Origin of the sequence: Vibrio sp. 10N.286.49.B3, from assembly GCF_002873395.1 — a bacterium.
In the GTDB taxonomy this organism is placed as follows: Bacteria; Pseudomonadota; Gammaproteobacteria; order Enterobacterales; family Vibrionaceae; genus Vibrio.
In genome coordinates, this window is sequence record NZ_MCUV01000075.1 from 23,432 (window position 1) to 42,464 (window position 19,033).

At 40.4% G+C, this 19,033-nt stretch carries 17 protein-coding genes and 1 CRISPR repeat array; of the genes, 11 read left to right on the forward strand and 6 right to left on the reverse strand.

The features are described from left to right. Genes BCU68_RS16660 through BCU68_RS16675 form a run of 4 tightly spaced genes read right to left on the reverse strand, consistent with a single transcriptional unit; the run spans position 1 to position 2,691 of the window. On the reverse strand, positions 1 to 900 hold the full coding sequence (locus BCU68_RS16660) for an ABC transporter substrate-binding protein (RefSeq protein ID WP_102565852.1): 900 nt from the start codon (positions 898 to 900) through the stop codon (positions 1 to 3). Then, the gene (locus BCU68_RS16665) at positions 900 to 1,319 is read right to left on the reverse strand and encodes a biopolymer transporter ExbD (RefSeq protein WP_102565853.1); all 420 of its coding nucleotides are present in this window, start codon (positions 1,317 to 1,319) and stop codon (positions 900 to 902) included. The genes BCU68_RS16660 and BCU68_RS16665 overlap by 1 nt, the downstream gene beginning before the upstream one ends. Continuing rightward, positions 1,300 to 1,953 (reverse strand): MotA/TolQ/ExbB proton channel family protein, encoded by a 654-nt coding sequence (locus tag BCU68_RS16670; RefSeq protein ID WP_102565854.1) that lies wholly within the window; start codon positions 1,951 to 1,953, stop codon positions 1,300 to 1,302. Before BCU68_RS16670 ends, BCU68_RS16665 begins: the two co-directional genes overlap by 20 nt. A gap of 3 nt (positions 1,954 to 1,956) precedes the next feature. After that, on the reverse strand, positions 1,957 to 2,691 hold the full coding sequence (locus BCU68_RS16675; RefSeq protein WP_102565855.1) for an energy transducer TonB: 735 nt from the start codon (positions 2,689 to 2,691) through the stop codon (positions 1,957 to 1,959). Positions 2,692 to 2,848: 157 nt separating this feature from the next. On the opposite strand from BCU68_RS16675, the gene hutW reads away from it, so the two are divergent. From hutW to BCU68_RS16695, 4 genes are all read left to right on the forward strand, one after another. Then, positions 2,849 to 4,201, forward strand: a complete 1,353-nt coding sequence (hutW, locus tag BCU68_RS16680; RefSeq protein WP_102565856.1) for a heme anaerobic degradation radical SAM methyltransferase ChuW/HutW — start codon at positions 2,849 to 2,851, stop codon at positions 4,199 to 4,201. Positions 4,202 to 4,213: 12 nt separating this feature from the next. Next, entirely contained in the window at positions 4,214 to 4,732 is a 519-nt protein-coding gene (hutX, locus tag BCU68_RS16685; protein ID WP_102565857.1) for a heme utilization cystosolic carrier protein HutX, read from the forward strand. Beyond that, positions 4,729 to 5,262, forward strand: a complete 534-nt coding sequence (gene hutZ / locus BCU68_RS16690) for a heme utilization protein HutZ (RefSeq protein ID WP_102565858.1) — start codon at positions 4,729 to 4,731, stop codon at positions 5,260 to 5,262. Before hutX ends, hutZ begins: the two co-directional genes overlap by 4 nt. 105 nt (positions 5,263 to 5,367) lie before the next feature. Then, positions 5,368 to 7,536, forward strand: a complete 2,169-nt coding sequence (locus BCU68_RS16695) for a TonB-dependent hemoglobin/transferrin/lactoferrin family receptor (RefSeq protein WP_102565859.1) — start codon at positions 5,368 to 5,370, stop codon at positions 7,534 to 7,536. A gap of 110 nt (positions 7,537 to 7,646) precedes the next feature. On the opposite strand, the gene BCU68_RS16700 is transcribed toward BCU68_RS16695, so the two are convergent. Next, entirely contained in the window at positions 7,647 to 8,120 is a 474-nt protein-coding gene (locus BCU68_RS16700) for an FKBP-type peptidyl-prolyl cis-trans isomerase (protein WP_102565860.1), read from the reverse strand. Between the two features lie 9 nt (positions 8,121 to 8,129). Beyond that, positions 8,130 to 8,786, reverse strand: a complete 657-nt coding sequence (locus BCU68_RS16705) for a thiol-disulfide isomerase (RefSeq protein WP_102565861.1) — start codon at positions 8,784 to 8,786, stop codon at positions 8,130 to 8,132. Positions 8,787 to 8,991: 205 nt separating this feature from the next. Between BCU68_RS16705 and BCU68_RS16710 the strand changes: the two genes are divergently transcribed. The 7 genes from BCU68_RS16710 to cas6f all read left to right on the forward strand — a co-directional run bounded on the left by BCU68_RS16710 (position 8,992) and on the right by cas6f (position 18,405). Further along, positions 8,992 to 9,555, forward strand: coding sequence for an OmpA family protein (locus BCU68_RS16710; protein ID WP_241901399.1), 564 nt, complete (start codon positions 8,992 to 8,994; stop codon positions 9,553 to 9,555). Between the two features lie 219 nt (positions 9,556 to 9,774). Beyond that, complete coding sequence (gene cas1f / locus BCU68_RS16715; protein WP_102565863.1) at positions 9,775 to 10,752, forward strand: type I-F CRISPR-associated endonuclease Cas1f; 978 nt, start codon at positions 9,775 to 9,777, stop codon at positions 10,750 to 10,752. Then, entirely contained in the window at positions 10,749 to 14,042 is a 3,294-nt protein-coding gene (cas3f, locus tag BCU68_RS17200; RefSeq protein ID WP_102565864.1) for a type I-F CRISPR-associated helicase Cas3f, read from the forward strand. Before cas1f ends, cas3f begins: the two co-directional genes overlap by 4 nt. Next, positions 14,042 to 15,562 (forward strand): type I-F CRISPR-associated protein Csy1, encoded by a 1,521-nt coding sequence (gene csy1, locus BCU68_RS16725; protein ID WP_102565865.1) that lies wholly within the window; start codon positions 14,042 to 14,044, stop codon positions 15,560 to 15,562. The genes cas3f and csy1 overlap by 1 nt, the downstream gene beginning before the upstream one ends. Next, entirely contained in the window at positions 15,559 to 16,740 is a 1,182-nt protein-coding gene (gene csy2 / locus BCU68_RS16730; RefSeq protein WP_102565866.1) for a type I-F CRISPR-associated protein Csy2, read from the forward strand. The genes csy1 and csy2 overlap by 4 nt, the downstream gene beginning before the upstream one ends. Before the next feature lie 18 nt (positions 16,741 to 16,758). After that, positions 16,759 to 17,739, forward strand: a complete 981-nt coding sequence (csy3, locus tag BCU68_RS16735) for a type I-F CRISPR-associated protein Csy3 (protein ID WP_102565867.1) — start codon at positions 16,759 to 16,761, stop codon at positions 17,737 to 17,739. Positions 17,740 to 17,757: 18 nt separating this feature from the next. Next, positions 17,758 to 18,405 carry a type I-F CRISPR-associated endoribonuclease Cas6/Csy4 gene (cas6f, locus tag BCU68_RS16740; protein ID WP_102565868.1) on the forward strand — a complete coding sequence of 216 codons (648 nt, stop codon included), beginning with the start codon at positions 17,758 to 17,760 and terminating at the stop codon, positions 18,403 to 18,405. 129 nt (positions 18,406 to 18,534) lie between these two features. After that, positions 18,535 to 18,982: a CRISPR direct-repeat array (repeat unit 28 nt; unit sequence GTTCTCTGCCACATAGGCAGCTTAGAAA). The last annotated feature ends 51 nt before the right edge of the window (positions 18,983 to 19,033 follow it).

A 19,033-nucleotide genomic window follows, 5' to 3' on the forward strand; every position in this document is an offset into this window, starting at 1 on the left:
TTAATCCAAGGCGTGTAAGCGAATTTGCTGATTGAGTGATTGTGATAACTGTAAGCTTTCTAGACCAAAGCCACCGATAATGGCACTGCTAGGGACGGGTACAATCGTAGCGGTTTGCCCGGCTGGTGTAGCGGCAAGTAACGGGAAAGCGGCAATGATGGCTTCAGCGCTGCCAAATTGATCCCATACACGTTGACTAACCAATAAATAATCAGGCTGCATGGTGATAATCGCTTCATAAGAAATAGGCTTAAAAGAGCGCATTGATTGAGCCGCTGGGTTCGTGCCTCCAGCAAGAGTAATGATTTTATCGATGGATGTCTCAGAGCCAGCAACGGTTGCAGGGCGTTCTTTATTCAGCATTAAAAACAGCATACTAGGGTGATTTTTAGGGGCGTCATTGGCCAACTGCTGCAGCTCTTTTTGTACTTGCAGTTTGATCGCTTCTGCTTTGTCTTGCGCACCAGTCAGCGAGGCAATCCTATCAATACGCTGATCTAAATCATCCATGTTATCTCCAGAAGAGACATTAATGATATTGACCTGACTGGCTTTAAGTAAATCAAGCGTATTATTGGGGCCCATTTCATTTGAGCCAATAAGGTGAGAAGGGTTTAGCGCCATTAAACCTTCAGCAGACAACTGACGATGATAGCCCACTTGAGGCAATCCGCTCTCTTGAACGAAATGACGACTAGTGACATCCACTGCGACTAATTGGTCTTCCACCCCCAAAGCATAAAATATTTCAGTGACACTCGAACCGACACTAATAATACGCAGAGGTTGGTTGTCTTCACTATTATTTACACCAGCAAAACTGAACGTGGCAATAAATAAGCTCGTCAATAAAGACAGGTTAGCTACATGACGATTACATTGAGTAGTAAGTAAGTTCATTATATTTTCTCTTCCATGATGATGCTGGTGGCATTAATATTATTTTTTTGCATAAAAGCAAATAATTGGAGCATACGCTCAACGGGTACTTGTTTATCTGAATTAATCATAATCGGTTGTTTAGGTGAACTTTCAATCATCGCTATCAATGACTGACTGAATTGCTCCCAAGTATCAAACGTCGTGTCATTAATAGCCCATACGGGGTCACTAACTAATAAATTAATGGTTAATGACGGGCTATCCGTGGAACTTAAGACTGAACTTTCTTCTGTTGTCGGTAAATCAACCGTCATTGATTGGATGCTAATATTGGCCGTTAATAGCAGAAACACCATCACAATAAAAATGATATCTAATAACGGAGTTAGATCCGGTCTAAAGTCTGACTCTTGCGATTTAGATTGCGATTGGATCATGACTTTCCCCTTCTAAACCAACTCCTTCAAGGTATAAGTTACAATGGTTTAGAGCGTGTTCAATGTTTGCCAGAATATTATCAACCCATAAAGTGAAGAGTTGAGCACTGGTAATAGCAGGTAGGGCGATAAGCAGTCCTGCAGCCGTTGTAGACATCGCTAAGCCTAAACCATCGGCTAATAATGCTGGCTCAATAGAACCTTGAGTTGTCGCCAAATCTTTAAACATATCAATAAGCCCTAACACAGTACCGAGTAAGCCAATCAATGGACTAATAATGCCAATGATGGTTAATAAACGAATACCAGCAAGGTAAGTACGACGCTTTTTTTGCAGCCAAATATTAACGGTCTCTTCTCTTAATGATTTCTCAAAATGAGCGTGGCGTAATAGCATGCCTGCACCTTGTTCAAAGGTACTTTTTTTCATTAATAACTGAGAGGATAATGCTGAAAACTCACTCGGGCTTTTTTGTTGATAAAGCTGCTTAATAAAATCTTTTCTTCTTGAGCGAGAATGTAGGGTTAAAAAAACAATACGCTCACTAATAATAACAAGGGTTAATAAAGAGAGAACAGTGAGTGGCCAGGTCATTAAGCCTAACTGCGCATGAATTGAAGTAAAAAATAACATGTATTAATCCAATTTAAAGGTGACGGGTATTTGTACACGGTGAGCAATAGGTTGCCCAGACTCTTGGTACTGCTCAAATTTCCATTTCGAAATCGTTTTTAGCGCTGTGCTATCGAGAAGATCAAAACCGGAAGAATTCACGATATGTTGTTTAATCTGTTTGCCTGATTGGTCTAACCATACTTCAATTAAAATATCTCCTTGCCAGTTGCGACGTTTCGCTAAACGAGGGTAATTAATTGGTGTTGGTTTGGTTTTAAAACTTGGCTTTGAGACCATTTTAGGCATAGCGCTACTGGTATGACTCGGTTCCTTTTTTGTTTCCAACAGTTGTTCTTTTGTTATCTGCGCTGTTTCAATCGGCTGAACTTTTTCTTCAATTTTAGGCTCTGGCTTTTTTTCAACTGGCTTTGGCGTTTTTTTCTTAACAGGTAGTGCTTTTTTTACCGGTTCAGGCTTTTTTATTGATTTAGGCTTAGATACTGGCGGCTTTTCTTGCTGTACTTCAGGCGTTGGCTCCGGCTTTTTTTCCACCTTTTGAGGGGCTTTTTTAGGCTTTTCCTCTACTGGTGCTGTTGCCGCAGGTGGTGGTGTCGGTGCAACAAATTGCAAGCTTACCGTTGTACCATTATCGTTTGAGTCCATAGATAGCTCTATAGGTTCATCACTTGAAGAAAATGCAATGCCATGAATAACAAAAGAAAAAACAATACAGAGCGCATATCTTTTTACATTCATCTCAGTTCCTGATGAGAAGGGGTTAGCCGATAAGGTGAATTATCCACTCAAATGCAAATGAGATCAATTATTATTTGCGTTTGCATTTCGGTTGTGTAGTATAAATAGCATCTCGAGTGAAAACTCATTACTTAAAATGCTGATGTAGAAATAAATCATGTTTGTAATTGACCTTGATAATACCGACCTTGTGGGGCTATCGACCCCAGATCCGCTGCGTTTTTCCTTTGCTCGCAAAAAAGGGCCACACGTTGGAGGAAGTATGCAAATGGTGCCGTCTGATAAGGTGCAGGCGGAATTAAAGCAAGCGCTTGATTGTCCTGCAGAGCCTCATTCTCAACGTTGCCTATATATCCATATTCCATTTTGTCGAGTGCGTTGTACTTATTGTAATTTCTTCCAATACGCTTCTTCAGAACAAATGATGGCGCAGTATTTCAGTGTTTTACTTGAAGAAATAAAATGGAAAGCAAGTTTAGCATGGACCCAATCCGCACCTTTTCAAGCCGTTTATGTTGGCGGCGGGACACCGACCGATCTCTCTGCAGAGCAACTTCGCCAACTTGGTCAAGCAATACGCCAATACTTCCCTTTGACTCCTGATTGTGAAATTACCTTAGAAGGGCGAGTGAACCGTTTTGGCAATGATAAATTTGAATCGGCACTAGAGGGAGGCTTTAACCGTTTCTCTTTTGGCGTGCAAAGCTTTGATACTAAAGTGCGCCGCAGTGCTAAGCGTCTTGATGACGGTGACCATGTTATTGAGCGCTTAAAGTCAATGGTGAGCTATCAAAGTGCGCCTATTGTGATGGATCTTCTTTATGGTCTTCCTTATCAAACACTTGAAAATTGGCAACAAGATTTAGAAACCTACCTTGAAGTTGGCGTTGATGGTGTGGACCTGTACCAACTGATTGAGATGAAAGGCTTGCCTATGGAACTCGCCATTAAGCAGGGCAAGTTACCAATGCCAGCCGATACGGCAATGAAAGCAACCATGTACAAAATGGGCGTTGATTTTATGGCGAATCATCATCAGCGCCGATTGAGCATTAACCACTGGGCATCGGGTAACCGTGAGCGCAGCATCTATAATAGTTTGGCGAAAACAACCGCTGAAGTCTTGCCTGTTGGTGCAGGTGCAGGCGGTAATTTTGGCGGGCTGAACATCATGCAGTCTCGTGATATGGATACCTATATTGCAGGGGTTAAAAAGCGCGAATTTCCAGTGATGGGAGCAATGTTAAGTTCGCCACAAGCCCCAATGATGAGTCTGATCAAACATGCTTTTGATCGTGGCGTATTGGCTCGTAACGCATTGGATTCAGCAGCAGAAAGATCGCTATATGAGCAGTGTTTACCGCTGTTTAAAGCCTGGAAAAAGAATGGTTTAGCAGAAGTGAACCAAGACTATATGGCATTAACGTTGGCCGGACAGTTTTGGTCAACAACATTAGCGCAGAACTTACTACAAGTTATTCAAAATAATAATCAAGCAAAAGTCGCATAAAAGGAAGAAGGTATGTATCTGAAAAAAAGCCATGAAGAGGTAAAAACAAGGGTAGCTCAAGTATTGGAAGTCGATCCAAATCAATCACTGACAACGCTTAGTGAGGCATTAGACATCACAGAAGGCGAGGCGACGTTTGCACTGCCTGGTGACATGATGACATCGGTTGATGGTGCGCATACAGAAGCGGTACTTTCTTTGCTACCGGAGTGGGGTAAAGTGACCACAATTGTCCAGTCATTAGGCTCTATCTTTGAATTTAAAAATCCGTTCCCGAAAGGAAAATGTGCCCATGGTTACTATAACATTATGGGTAAAGAGGGGCTTCATGGGCACTTACGTATCGACTTAATTGAACGTATCGCATTTGTAAGTAAGCCTTTTATGACCATGGAAAGTCACTACATTGGTTTTTATGATATGCACGGGGATTGTGTCTTTAAGGTCTACCTAGGTCGTGACAAAGCACGCAATTTATTCCCAGAGCAAATCGCAACCTTTATGGCACTAAAAGAAGAGCTAGCAGCATGATAGATACGAAACAAGAGCGTTTACAAAGCCGTTTAGTCCCAGAGATCCAAGCGTTTAGAGACCAATGCAAAACATTACAACTTGCAACGCTTAATGACGGCATTCCGCACGTAAGTTACTCGCCTTTTGCATACACAGCAGAAGGTTACTTTATATTAGTGAGTGATTTAGCTCAGCATGGGCAAAACCTTAAGTCATCGCGTAGTGTCTCTATCATGATGATTGAAGATGAATCGCAAGCAAAATCTGTTTATGCCCGCCGTCGCCTTGGCTTTGATACGGTCGCACAACAAGTTAATAAAGATTCAGTGGGTGGGCAAGATGCACTGCACGCACTACGCCAACGCTTTGGTGACATCATCGATAACTTAAGCCAATTAGGTGATTTCCATCTTTATCGTTTAACCCCAGAAAAAGGTCGCTACGTGAAGGGCTTTGGTCAGGCGTTTGATGTCAGCGGTGACGAAATGGTGGAGATTGTCCACTTAACCGAAGGTCACCTTGCTAAGCAGAAGCAACCGCTAACCTAACTCGCTTCTTGCTCTAGTTATCTCATTTATAAATATATTCGGTCAGTGGTTCGCCACTGTCCTTAGCACTTTATTGTCTAAATTTAGGTATAAGGAATCACTTAGATGTTTTATCGCACACACTTATCTCACTCTATCTACTTGGCACTCGGCTTGAGTACCATGGCAGCGTCAGTATCGGCTGAAGAGTCAACGGCTTTTACTTTTGATGAGGTTGTTGTTTCAGCGACGCGTTCAGAGCAAAATTTAAAGGACGTTGCTTCTTCAATTGGTACTGTAACGGCAGAAGATCTTGATAACCAAATGGCTGGCGATTTAAAGCAAGCATTAGCCTCAGAGCCAGGCGTATCGATGCAAGGTCAAGGGCGTTTTGGTCTTAGCAACTTTAATATCCGTGGCCGTGATGAGAACTACGTTAAGATTGTTGTCGATGGGATCCAGCAAAGCTCAAGTTACAATACTGGGGCTGGTGATGATGATGTCATGCGTAAAGGGCAGGGCACAATCGAAGTCGATACCTTGCAAGCGGTTGAAATTAATAAAGGGCCAGTCTCTAGCTTATATGGTAGTGATGCATTGGGCGGCGCAATTATCATGCGTACGAAAAACCCATCAGACCTACTCGGTGAAGGTGATGATACCCATGTCAGCATTAAAACAGGCTATGCAAGTGTTGATGAGAGTTTTAAAACTACAGCGACACTAGCAAATCGAACCGGTCGCTGGGAAACGCTATTAATGTACACCTATAAAGACGGTCATGAGGTAGCAACGCATGGCGATGGTGCTGACATTAACGGTCCGGATCGTGGTCAAGCCGATCCTTTTGATATTCAATCTGACAATATTTTGGCAAAAGTCTTCTATCAAGCCAATGATGATCACCGTATCGGCTTAACACTTGAGCAGTTTAATCGTAGCGGCGAAGGGGATATTTTATCCAAAGAAGGCTACTCGTTTATGCCTGGTTATACTTATACGCGAAATAGTGCTGAAGATGAAGATCAACGCCGTAGGGTGAGTATCGAACATTTATGGCAAGCCAATAACTATGCATTTGATAGCCTTGATTGGAGTCTTGCTTATCAAACCAGCTACTCAAACCATGATACGTATGATCATACTGATATGAACGAATATCGAAATCGCCAGCGAAATGGTGAAGAAGAGAGCCTACAGTTTCACTCCCAATTTGATAAGGCCTTTGAACTGGATGCTAGCTATCATGAACTCAATTACGGTTTAAGCTTTAGCCAAGATAGTTTTGATTTGCAATATACCAACTATTTCTATGATAAAGGGTATGAGGAAAGTGCGGCTCCAGAAGTCCCTCAGGCCGATTCGCAAAAATGGGGTATTTTCATTCAAGATCAGGGCTTTTACCTCGATGATCGTTTAGTGATGAACTTTGGTTTACGTTACGACAACTTTACCGCTAAACCAGATTCGTCGTCTGGCTTTGAGAAGAGCAACAATGACGCTGTAACTGGACGTATTGGAGCGGTTTACCACCTATCTGAATCGTTAAGTACTTTTGCTCAGGTCAGTCAGGGTTTCAAAGCGCCAACTTTGGATGAGCTGTATTACTCACGTGATGGTGGGCATGGCTATGAAATCGTTTCAAACCCCAACTTAAAACCAGAAGAGAGTGTTGGTTACGAGATTGGGACACGCTATAACCACTTATTTGGTCGTATTGAAGTCGCCGCTTACTACAATGACTACAAAAACTTTATCGAACTGGATCAGGTAGGGATGAGTGATACTGGTGATGTGACTTATACCAATGTCAACATCGCTAAAGCAGAAATTTACGGTGCAGAGTTAAGTTCATTAATTAGCTTAGATCACCTGCTCAATGCTCCTCAAGGCATGTACGCCGAGTTTAACTTAGCGTATGCACAAGGTTCGGATAAAAAGACAGGTGAAGCCATTGATTCGATAGCGCCCCTCACTGGTTACGTGGCAGTGGGTTACCATAATCCGCAGCGAATTTATGGTGGTCAAATTTCATTACAAGCAGTGGCGAATAAGTCAGGCAGTGATTGGAGTGATGAAGATAATATGACAGCACCTAGCTATACCGTGACTGATATTACCGCTTATTATCGTCCACAACAGGATTTGACATTAAGAGCTGGTTTATTTAATGCCTTTGATGAAAAATACTGGCTGTATAGCAACTTAGAGGGTCGAAATAGCGGTGAAGATGGTCTAGATCGTCGCACTGAACCAGGTAGAAACTGGGGAGTAGAGTTAGAGTATATCTTCTAGCCGCTTGATCAAAAAGACCAGTATAAGCACCGTTATAATAAGTGCATCATACTGGTCTTTTTTTATGCTAACTCACAGAGTGATGATAACAAAATAGAGCTTAAAGTAGGTTACTGAATATCAAGTAATTCAACATCAAAGATCAAAACGCTCGCTGGTGGAATAGGACCAGTGCCGTTTTTGCCATAACCAAGTTGGCTAGGAATAAATAGGCGCACTTTCTCACCAACAACCATGTACTGTAGACCTTCCGTCCAGCCCTTAATGACTTGGTTTAAGCCAAATGAAATCGGCTCGCCACGCTCAACTGAACTGTCGAATACTGTGCCGTCAATTAATGAGCCGTGGTAGTGTACTTTCACTTTGCTTGTTGCTGTTGGGTGCTCAGTGCCAGTCCCTTCTTGTAGTACTAAAATTTGCAGACCACTTTCCGTTGTTCTTACGCCTTCTTTTTGGCTATTTTCAACTAAGAATGCTTTGCTAATTTCAATGTTTTTCTCAGAAGCTTTATGGTTCACCCAAGTACGGTAGATCATAAAACCCGCTAAGATAAAAACAATAACCGGAACGATAAACTTAGACATGATAGTCCCTTAATCTTTTTTGTTTAGAAGGTATGTAATGGTGTCTGCCATTGCAGAGATATTCTCATGACCACCCGTGATCACTTGATATTGACCCTGTACGATAAACGTAGGAACAGAGTTAATCTCACCATCAACCGATGCATTTTGTGCCATATCTAAGTACGGGAATAGTTGCTCTTGTTGCTCAGGCGATAGGTTGTATGGGCTGACTAACTGGCGAGATTCAAAGGCATCACTAATTGCGGCTTGCTGCTCTTCAGGGGTCACATCTCCACCCATCTGTACCGCGGCGAATAGCTCAATCATAAAGTCATGATCAGGCGTTTCACCTAATTGCATTTCAGCGGTGTAATAAATGATGGCAGCAATTTGAGCGCTCTCGTTGAAAATGACGTGCATTTTGCCAAAGCGGTGTGAAGTGAGCTGTTCTAACGTTGGAATGTTATCTTCCATCTGGCGGCAATGACCACATGTTAATGAGAATATCTCGGTAACGGGTGGCAGGTTGTATTGCGATAAATCGTTTGGTAAACGTTGGTACTGCACGCCTTCTTGTGGAACTGAGGCTGTAGTTGTTTGAGTTGCTGGCGCTTCTTCGCTACAACCGATAACAGCAAAACAACTGGTCGCAATTAAAGCGAATTTTGAGATTGTTTTTAACATAATGATTTCACATAAATTGAGGTAGTTTAATTTTACCTACTAAGGGTAATAACGGAAGTATTATTACGATTTTTTAGGGAAAATAACTAAAGTTTCTGCTTTATTGCCGATAACCTAGTAACAGAACTAACTCGCAATAAATCAAGGGGTCGAGATGAAATCATTGACGGTATTAATCAGCCTGTTATTAGTAGGGTGCCAGAGTATGCCATATAATAATATGCTTGATGTCGCCCCGAAAACAGATTATGAAGTGAAGTACCCAGAGTGGGGGCGCTTGCCAGCCGACCCTTATCCACAATATATGGTTGTTGATCCTAGCTATGTATCAAACGCTCAGCCTCATCAATCACTGAATGGATCTTTGGAAAACTACCTAGGATCGCTCGGTGTCGGTTACGATGTCTTACCGGGTGAGCACACAATGATTCAGCTTAAGCACAATATTCACTTTCAAAGTGGATCAACCCAACTGTCACCGTCATCGGTTTCTTGGTTAGCGAACTTAGGGCGTTACTTATCCCAACACCCAGATGTTCAAGTAGTCTTAGATGGGCATACGGATAGCACGGGTAATCAAACTCTTAATGAACGACTTTCTGAACAACGCGCCAAAACGGTTAAGACTTTACTGCTTAACCAGCAAGTCTCGCACAGAGCAATATACACGCGTGGCTATGGTGAGTTAATGCCTGAATGTTCAAATAACTCAAGTAGTGGCAAAGCGTGCAATCGTCGCGTGGAATTAATGCTGATCGCTGAGAATTAGAAGCAACAAACTTGATTTAAGCAGTATTGTTGATAAACCATAAAGCGAATGCCTAAATGACGTCGAGTCGTTCATGTATTCGCTTTTTTGTGGACTAAACTAATAGATCTAACACTATTAATACTATTTATGAATAGTGATCCCCGTCATAACGTTACCTATACAGTATAAGCTATCCTATTTAACCTATAGCATGCTTAATAGTGAAATGGATAACTCATGGATGATTTCTCGCCTTCAGATTTAAAGGTCGTTTTGCACTCAAAGCGAGCCAATATGTTCTATTTAGAATATTGCCGTGTCATGCAGAAAGATGGGCGAGTGCTTTATCTCACCGAAGCAAAGAAAGAAAATCAATATTTCAATATCCCGATAGCGAATACGACTGTCATCTTATTAGGCAATGGCACTTCTATAACACAGGCTGCAATGCGTATGTTAGCGCAAGCTGGTGTCTTAGTAGGATTCTGTGGAGGAGGCGGAACACCACTCTACATGGCAAACGAAGTCGAGTGGTTAACGCCGCAAAGTGAATATAGACCTACGGAGTATCTACACGGTTGGATGCAGTTTTGGTTCGATGATGATAAACGCCTCCATGCTGCGAAAACTTTCCAACAGGCACGGATCCATTATCTAGAAAGGGTGTGGAGTAAAGATCGTGACTTAAAAATGGATGGGTTTGATTTTTCCGACGCTCAAATTCAAATGGCCTTAGAGACTTTTCATACCCGAACCCATCTAGCAACAAAACAATCAGATTTACTACTTACCGAAGCCCAACTCACCAAAGTACTTTATAAATTTGCTGCTAATAACACCAAGCTCAGCAACTTTAAACGTCAGCATCAATCACAAGACAAAGCCAACGACTTTTTAAATCATGGTAACTATCTCGCCTATGGCTTAGCGGCAAGCTGCCTGTGGGTGTTAGGTATTCCACATGGCTTTGCTGTTATGCATGGAAAAACTCGCAGAGGTGCATTGGTTTTTGATGTCGCGGATCTTATCAAAGATGCCATCGTTTTACCTTGGGCGTTTATTTGTACGAAAGAAAACGCTACGGAGCAAGAGTTTAGGCAGCAGGTACTACAAGCTTTTACCGATCATAAAACCCTCGACTTTATGTTCGATACAGTAAAGAACATAGCCTTACAAGATTACACTGCCGATCAAAGAGAGGAACAAAACCTATGATGGTGACGTTTGTTTCTCAATGTGAAAAGAACGCCCTCAAAAAGACACGTCGTGTGCTCGATGCATTTGCTAACCGCATTGGTGATAACACGTGGCAAACCCTGATTACTGAAGATGGCTTACTGACAGTAAAAAAAATGCTGCGCAAAACCGCAAGTCGAAGTACAGCGGTGAGTTGTCACTGGATCCGAAGTCGTTCGCGTAGCCAATTACTGTGGGTCGTGGGGAATAAAAGTAAATTTAATGGACAGGGTATTGTGCCTGTTAACTATACCGATGGTGATATTGCACAGTTTATAGATAAAGAAAAATGGCAAAGTTTAGGTTTAATGAAAAATGCAGTTGCTATTGCCGCGTTGTTTCACGACTTTGGTAAGGTAAATGTTTTATTTCAGCAGAAATTGAAAGGCGAAGGTAAAAATAAATATGAACCAGTAAGGCACGAATGGATATCACTAAGAATTTTTCAAGCATTTGTGGGTCATAAAACTGATGAGCAGTGGCTAGTTGCGTTAACCGAAATAGATCAAAGCAATAATGATGAAATTTATCAAGATGGTATTAGCGCTGGTCGAAATAACCCACTATTTGATTTACCACCTTTTGCTCAGTTAGTTGGTTGGTTAATACTTAGCCATCACAAGTTGCCTTTTGTACCTGGTTGGAAGAAGGCTTTAACTCAAGAAACATCGCCCGCAATTCTTCATAAGAATGGAATTAGTCCACTAAACAGTTGGTTTGCCGTGGAGTTACAAGTTTTCTGGAATTCTTATAACTTTAATGACGAAGATAGCCAAAGCTTCTTACATGATAACTGGACGTTTCATAGTGATGGGTTGCCATATAAAAGCAGAAAATGGCGGTTGAGAGTTATAGAGGCGGCAGATAATGCGTTACAAAATATCAATCAAATATCTGATAAAAACCTGCTACATGATGAATTGTTTACCAGTCATCTTGCGCGAATGGCATTGATGCTTGCCGATCATCATTATTCGGCACAAAAAGAGACCGCCACAGAATGGCGAAGCCCTAATTATCAAGTTTTTGCTAATACAGATAGGGAGACGAAAGCGCTTAAGCAACAGCTTGATGAGCACTTAATTGGTGTCGCAAAACATGCGGTAGATATTGTAGGCGCTTTGCCACAATTAAAAAGCAGCTTACAAGCGTTGGAAGAGAATCAATTTTTAAAAAATACCAAAGCTGATGATAAATACGTTTGGCAAATCACAGCACAAAAAGTGGCCTTAGAGCTAAGTGAATCCAGTAAGAAGCAAGGCTTTTTTGGTATTAATATGGCATCGACGGGTAGGGGGAAAACGTTAGCAAATGCCAAAATTATGTATGCCTTGGCGAATAAAGAGCAAGATTGTCGTTTTACCGTTGCGCTGGGTTTAAGAACACTCACCTTACAAACAGGTCGAGAATATCGTAAGCAATTGGATTTAACTGTAGAGCAATTAGCGATTGCCGTCGGTGGCTCTGCTTCTAAAGCCTTATTTGAAAATGAGCAATATAAAAAAACAGCTGAAGAAAGCTTCGGAACAGGCAGTGAGTCGGTTGAAGACTTTTTAGATCCAGAATTATTTGTTGATTATGATTTATCAGGTGTAGAACACAGTTTATACACTTGGACTGGCGCTAACCCCCGCATTGAAAAACTTGTGCAAGCGCCTGTGTTGGTTTGCACAATTGATCATTTAATTCCAGCGACAGATGGCACCAAAGGCGGTAAACAAATCGGCCCGATGTTAAGACTACTTTCCTCTGATTTAGTTATTGATGAACCCGATGATTTCGGCTTAGAAGATTTACCTGCATTGTGTCGGTTGGTTTATTGGGCTGGCATGTTAGGTAGCCGAGTTCTACTTTCTACTGCCACCATGCCACCAGATTTAGCTTTTGCTGCTTTTCAAGCGTATCAAGCAGGTTGGGCTGAATATGCCAAAGTGAATATTTCAGATTGGAACAAAAGTGTTAACTGCGCTTGGTTTGATGAACGCTCAAAGGGTGGTACTAATAAAGCAGAAGTTCGAGATTTTTCAAGCTTTAAAGAGCAGCACGAGAAGTACGTGAAAAAACGGGCAGAATATTTAAGTTTAGGTGCGGTAAAGCATAAAGCTGAAATTATCGATAATCTGGCTGTAGCAGGCAATATCTATATCAATTTTGCTCAAACAATTATGCAGGGCGCTCTTGTCTTGCATAAAAATAACCACGTAATGCTAGATGATAATAAAATTTCTATTGGTTTAGTGCGCATGGCTAATATTAATCCAATGATTGCAGTCGCTAAAGCGTTATTAAACTCACCTATACCCGAAGATATTCATATACATTTATGTGTTTACCACAGCCGTTATCCATTGGCCGTACGTTCTAATTTAGAAAGTAAGCTAGATCATATATTGAATCGTAAGGAAAACTGGCCGCCTCAAGAGTTACAAAATCGAGTAAAAAAAACAGCTGCCAAAAATCAGATATTTATTGTATTAGCATCACCAGTAGCGGAGGTCGGTCGTGACCATGATTATGACTGGGCGATCATTGAACCTAGCTCTATGCGTTCGATTATTCAGATAGCTGGACGGGTGTTAAGACATCGTGACCATCTTCCTGAGCAAGAGAATATTTTACTCATTAACCAAAATATCAAACAGCTTAAAGGTAGTGAACGCTGTTTTAATCAGCCTGGCTTTGAGGTGGAAAACTTAAAACTCAAACTGAATGAGCATACCTTAAAGGAAATATTGAAAGAGTCACAATATCAACCTATTAATGCGGCAGAGCGAGTGGTTAAAAGCAAGCGAAAACCGCTAGACAACTTGGTGGCATTAGAGCATCAAGCATTGCTTGAAAAGCTATTTAAAAACCCTAATTCAGCCAAACTTTGGTGGAAGGAACAAGCACATTGGTGTGGGGTATTACAAAACTTACAAGTCTTCAGAAAATCAGCCAAAGATGAAGTTCTGTATTTACTCTACAAGAGCGATGAACTGACATGGGAGTGGAAGAACGAAGCGTTTTATCCGCCTAAGATGGGGGCGCTATCAGGTTCTGGTATCTCCATTGAAGAAGACCCCGTCATTGTGTCAGCTGAGGGCATTAGTTTTTGGTTTGATTTAAACCCACTAAGTATATACGCAGAACTAGCAACTGATTTTGATATCAGCGTAGAAGATACCTCTCTACGTTTTGGTGAGTTAAGGCTAGTTAGCTACAAAAAAAATGACATAAATGAATACAAATATTTTTCTAATTTAGGAATTTACCAAGAGGTGAAATAATGGCTGAAAAACAACACTTAACTAGTGAGTATGATGAGGGCTGGAAAGGCGTTATTATTAAATTTCTCGCTGATAAATATGAGGCTGACTTTGCCAAGTATTTAAAAATATTATTTAAAAAAATTGGCAATACCTATAAAAAAGAAGATTTTTTTAACAATGAAAATCTGGCCTTTATTTTTGATAATCGGAAAAATAAAAAAAACGATGAGCAAAAAGAAACTGCGTTTATTTTAGAGCAAATAACTTTGCTGAAAGAGTTTAGTGAAAAGCCAATTTCAATAAATTTTGAAAGCTTACATAACGATATAAACGCTAAAAATCAATTTCTCGTCAGCAAGTATGCCCCCGAAACATGGATAACTTGGGCATCGGAAAACGCCAAAAATGTTACTTTTGCAACACATGTGACTAAATTAACGCACTCTATTATTGATAGCCCTTCACTTTTTAGCGCCACTGAAGCAGCAAAAAATACCCATTTATCTACGGCTAGTTTAGCTAATGTTGCTATTGATGGTGCAGTACAAGGGAATCAATATTCACCGATATATCAATTCTTAGAGTTGGAAGTTAGTGGTAAAAAATTAGTCAGTGAATTTGTAAGTTTAGATACAGGTTTACTAGAAAGCTTTGCCAAAAACCATGAGCAACTGCAGATTTGGAATCAGGGGTTTGCAGCAGCGACAAGCAGAGGAAAACCTCGGGCTCATTTTTTATTGAAGCAAACATATTTTCCTATAAGTACAGCTAGCCTTAGTATCCACTATCATCTTCTTTGCAATGTGGTTTCTTCATCTAAAGCTCAGGCTTTATTTGAGTTTTCTCGTCGAAATTCAAAAAATGCTTTTAAAATAAAAAATAGTAATAAGTATTCAGAGGAAACCTATTTCAACTTTCCTAATAGGGCAAGTATTTCCATTACGGCAAGTAATCACGGTAATGCCTCTCAGTTAAATGGTAAACGAGGCGGTCGCTTAGGTTTATTTTCTTGTCAACCGCCCGTTTGGCATTCACAGCTAAAAGCCCCTATCTATAAAACAAACTTTTTTTACGAACTATCTAGGAATTATGAAGTAAAAGAAAATATTCAATATTTATCGGATTTTTTAACACGCTTCGAGAATTTGCAACTTAGCATTAAAGATCCCAAACGCATGCGTTGGGTTGAACAGTGGATAGAGAACCTAGCTGATGAGGTACTGGTTTACGTGAAAACTATACAAGCCTTGCCGGTGGGATGGTCTGTTACCGAAGATATTAAGTTAAAGCCTGAGCACCAAGTATTATTAGATTGTTATCGCCAAGATGAAGAATTTATAACGATGAAAAATAATAGTGATTGGCAGGCGGTCATTACTCAAGACTTTGCCAGTTGGCTAAATAATCGATTAGCTAAAACCTGCGAAAAATTTACGCCACAAGATTCACATAGCAAGTTATGGAAGAAAATATTTAAAGCTAATTTTAGAGAAGAGTTTGATGAAAAAAGATTAACTCAACAGGAGAAAACAGTATGAGCCAGTACCTGTTAATTGAAAGAATTAAGGTTCAAAACGCTAATGCAGCGTCTGGTTTTACTTGGGGGTTTCCAGCAATAACTCACTTTTTAGGCTTTAGTCATAATCTAAATAGAAAGCTTAATTCTAATAGTGACTTAAGTAACTTAGCTCTAAATGGTTGCATGGTTGTAGCTCATGAACAGCATGCCCACTCTTATAAAGATGGCGCTATCACAAGGTTTTCACAATATAAAACAGCGCAATATTTAAGTTTGAAATTTGACAAAGGGATTCTCAAAGATCCTGCAATTAATGAAGAAGCCAAAATGAATATGACGGTTTCTTTATTAATACCAGTAGATGGCTACTTAGGTGGTTTACAAGACTTATTGATAGCGTTTATTAAAAACGCATGTCAAATACAGCGATTGGCTGGTGGAACGGTGTTATCTGTTGCAAATGTAGATATTGTGGATTTAGCGAATGAAGAGCAACTTAAAAGCACTAGAAGAAAGCTACTACCTGGTTTTATTTTACAAGATAGATCTGACTTTTTATCAGAGCATTTTTCAACTATTAAAGAGAGTAACCCCAAAGCCGAGTTACTAGATGCATGGTTTGACTTTATTGCATTAAAACAAGTGGCTAGACCTGCCTGTGAATTATTAGATAAGCACTTGGCCAAGCAAGCAGAAAAATCCGCATTGCTTTCAGCGTTGAATGATATTTGGCTTGAGCATAAAAGTCAGCCCTATCAACAAGAAAACCTACCGAATGAGATCATTACTTACTTTTCAGAGCAGCAGGAAAGTATTAACCCGAAAACTTTAACACAGTGGCAAAGTTACTTAGAGCCCACTGGAAAAACATCAGCAAATTGGGAATACGTCAAAAAACCACAACAAATGGGTTACTTGGTGCCAATAATGACAGGTTATAAAGCCATTACAGATGTTTACGCTGCAGGAGAAATTGACGGTGCTAGAGACTCTGTAACAGATCTGTGTTTTGTCGAAGCCGTACACTCTGTTGGCGAATGGCAAAGCGTGCATCGCCTAAAAAAACAAGAACAATGGCAAGCGAGTGTGTGGAACTATGCGACTTATGAAAAAGGTTGGTATTTGTGTCAGCAAGGCGTAGTAACAGAATTCCAAGAATTAACCAACGAACCAACATCCGATGAAGTTTATTATTAATTTAAAAAGGTAAGATCTATGACTATCCAACTACCAAGTATGTTAGCTTTTGAACGTAAAATTGAAACTTCCGACGCTTTAATGTTCTCAGGCGAGTGGGAAAATATTGCATCTGTTGCAAAATGGCAGGCTATTCCCATTACCAAAAGACAAAACCGCTCTACTCAAAGTGCACATGGCACAAGTGATGCGGATAAAACCAAGCCTAATCCCGTATCATCAGATAGTGATGATGCTAACCTACCGCTGAAACATAACACATTAAAAGTAAGCTTTAGTTTGCGAGTAGTAGGTAATCTAGGTGTTCCTTTTGGCTGTAACTCACCTGCTTTTAGTGATGCAATTAAAGCTAAAACAACGGATTTTAAAGAAAGTGAAGGGATTGATACCTTAGCTTATCGTTATGCTTACAACTTAGCCAATGGGCGTTTTTTATGGCGTAACCGTGTTGGTGCTGAAGAAATAATGATTATTGTCAAAGCAGGGGACAGTAGCTTTAAATTTAATGCTTATGACTTTTCTTTAAATGAGTTTGAAAAATCTAGTGGTAATGTAGAGTTGCAACAGTTAGCAACGATCATTGCTAAGGGTTTGCAAGGTGATCAACAAAGCTTTGTGCTGGTTGAAATTAATGCCTTTGTGAAATTAGGCAATCAACAACACGTGTTCCCTTCACAAGAAATGAACATGGGTGAAAAAGGCAAGGTATTATTTAAACTTGAAGGCTGCGCTGCTATTCATAATGTAAAAATAGGTAATGCGGTTCGCACTATTGATACTTGGTATAATCGATACGAAGAACAGGGCCAGCCTATCGCGATTGAGCCCTTCGGTGCGGTTACCCAAATAGGTGATGCTTTTCGTAAAAATAAAAAAGAAGGTGACTTATATTCATTAATGGTGGATTGGGTAAATGATGGCGAATTACTCCCAGAGCAACAAGCATATGTTACCGCTAATTTAATTCGTGGTGGTGTATTTAGTAAGTCATCTAAGTAAAAGAAGCGAGAGGTGCCTATGAACTATTATCTCGACATAACCCTTTTACCAGATTCGGACGTCAATCTCGGCTTTCTTTGGCAAAAGGTTTATCAACAAGTACATATTGCATTAGTTGATAATAAAGTAGATAAAAACGAGTCAGTGATTGCAGTGAGTTTTCCTCGCTATGCAGAGCAAGCATTTCCGTTAGGTGATCAATTGAGGTTACTCGCTAATGAAGAGTCTCAACTCACTAAATTAAATATCGCCAAATGGCTAAACCGTCTTGAAGATTACACGCATATTAAGTCGATAAAACCTGTACCTGAAAATGTATCGCATGTTTGTTTCATTCGACAGCAAGTTAAAGGCTTAATCGGTGTTGAGAAGAAGATGCAAGCTAAGGCTGAATACTTATCTAGTAAATTTGATAAACCGATTAATGAATGTTTGAAGTCACTGGAAAAAAGCAAGCCTAAAGCAAATAGAGATGAAGCCAAATTACCTTTTATTTGGTTAGAAAGCCAAGAAACTAAACAGCGTAATTTAGGTGGAAGTCAAAAGTTTCCATTATTTATTAAAAGAGTTGAAGTTGTAGATCGGCAGGTGGGTGTATTTAATTGTTACGGTTTGAGTGCAAACGATAACAAAGCAGGACTGTTTGCAAGTATTCCCCAGTTTTAACCTTTAATTTTGCTCTTTAACAAATCAAAAAATAAAACAATAGGTTACGACAGTGCTAGAAAGTTTGGTAAAAAGGGCTAATTTTACCTAGCTATCTGTTGTAACTTATTTTTTGCTTGTTATTCTAGTGTTCTCTGCCACATAGGCAGCTTAGAAATGTAAGATCGCGTCGTGACTTCACCTGTGACCGTTCTCTGCCACATAGGCAGCTTAGAAAACCTTGTGTCTTACCCCAAGCTGTTGCTAAGGGTTCTCTGCCACATAGGCAGCTTAGAAATCATGGCTTGCTGAAAATTCAGAATACTTTCAGTTCTCTGCCACATAGGCAGCTTAGAAACCCTGGTGCAGGATTACCTAGAGGCGTGATCAGTTCTCTGCCACATAGGCAGCTTAGAAATCGATGGCTTTTTTGTAGGCGTCAGGATCTACGTTCTCTGCCACATAGGCAGCTTAGAAATTTTTCGCCCTAATTTCAAATGTATAACCATAGTTCTCTGCCACATAGGCAGCTTAGAAAATTCCGTAATGCTCGTGCAATTTAAGGGAAGGGTTCTCTGCCACATAGGCAGCTTAGAAAAAGTTCACAGAGTGGCAAAGCGGGCGTTTTTGGTTCTCTGCCACATAGGCA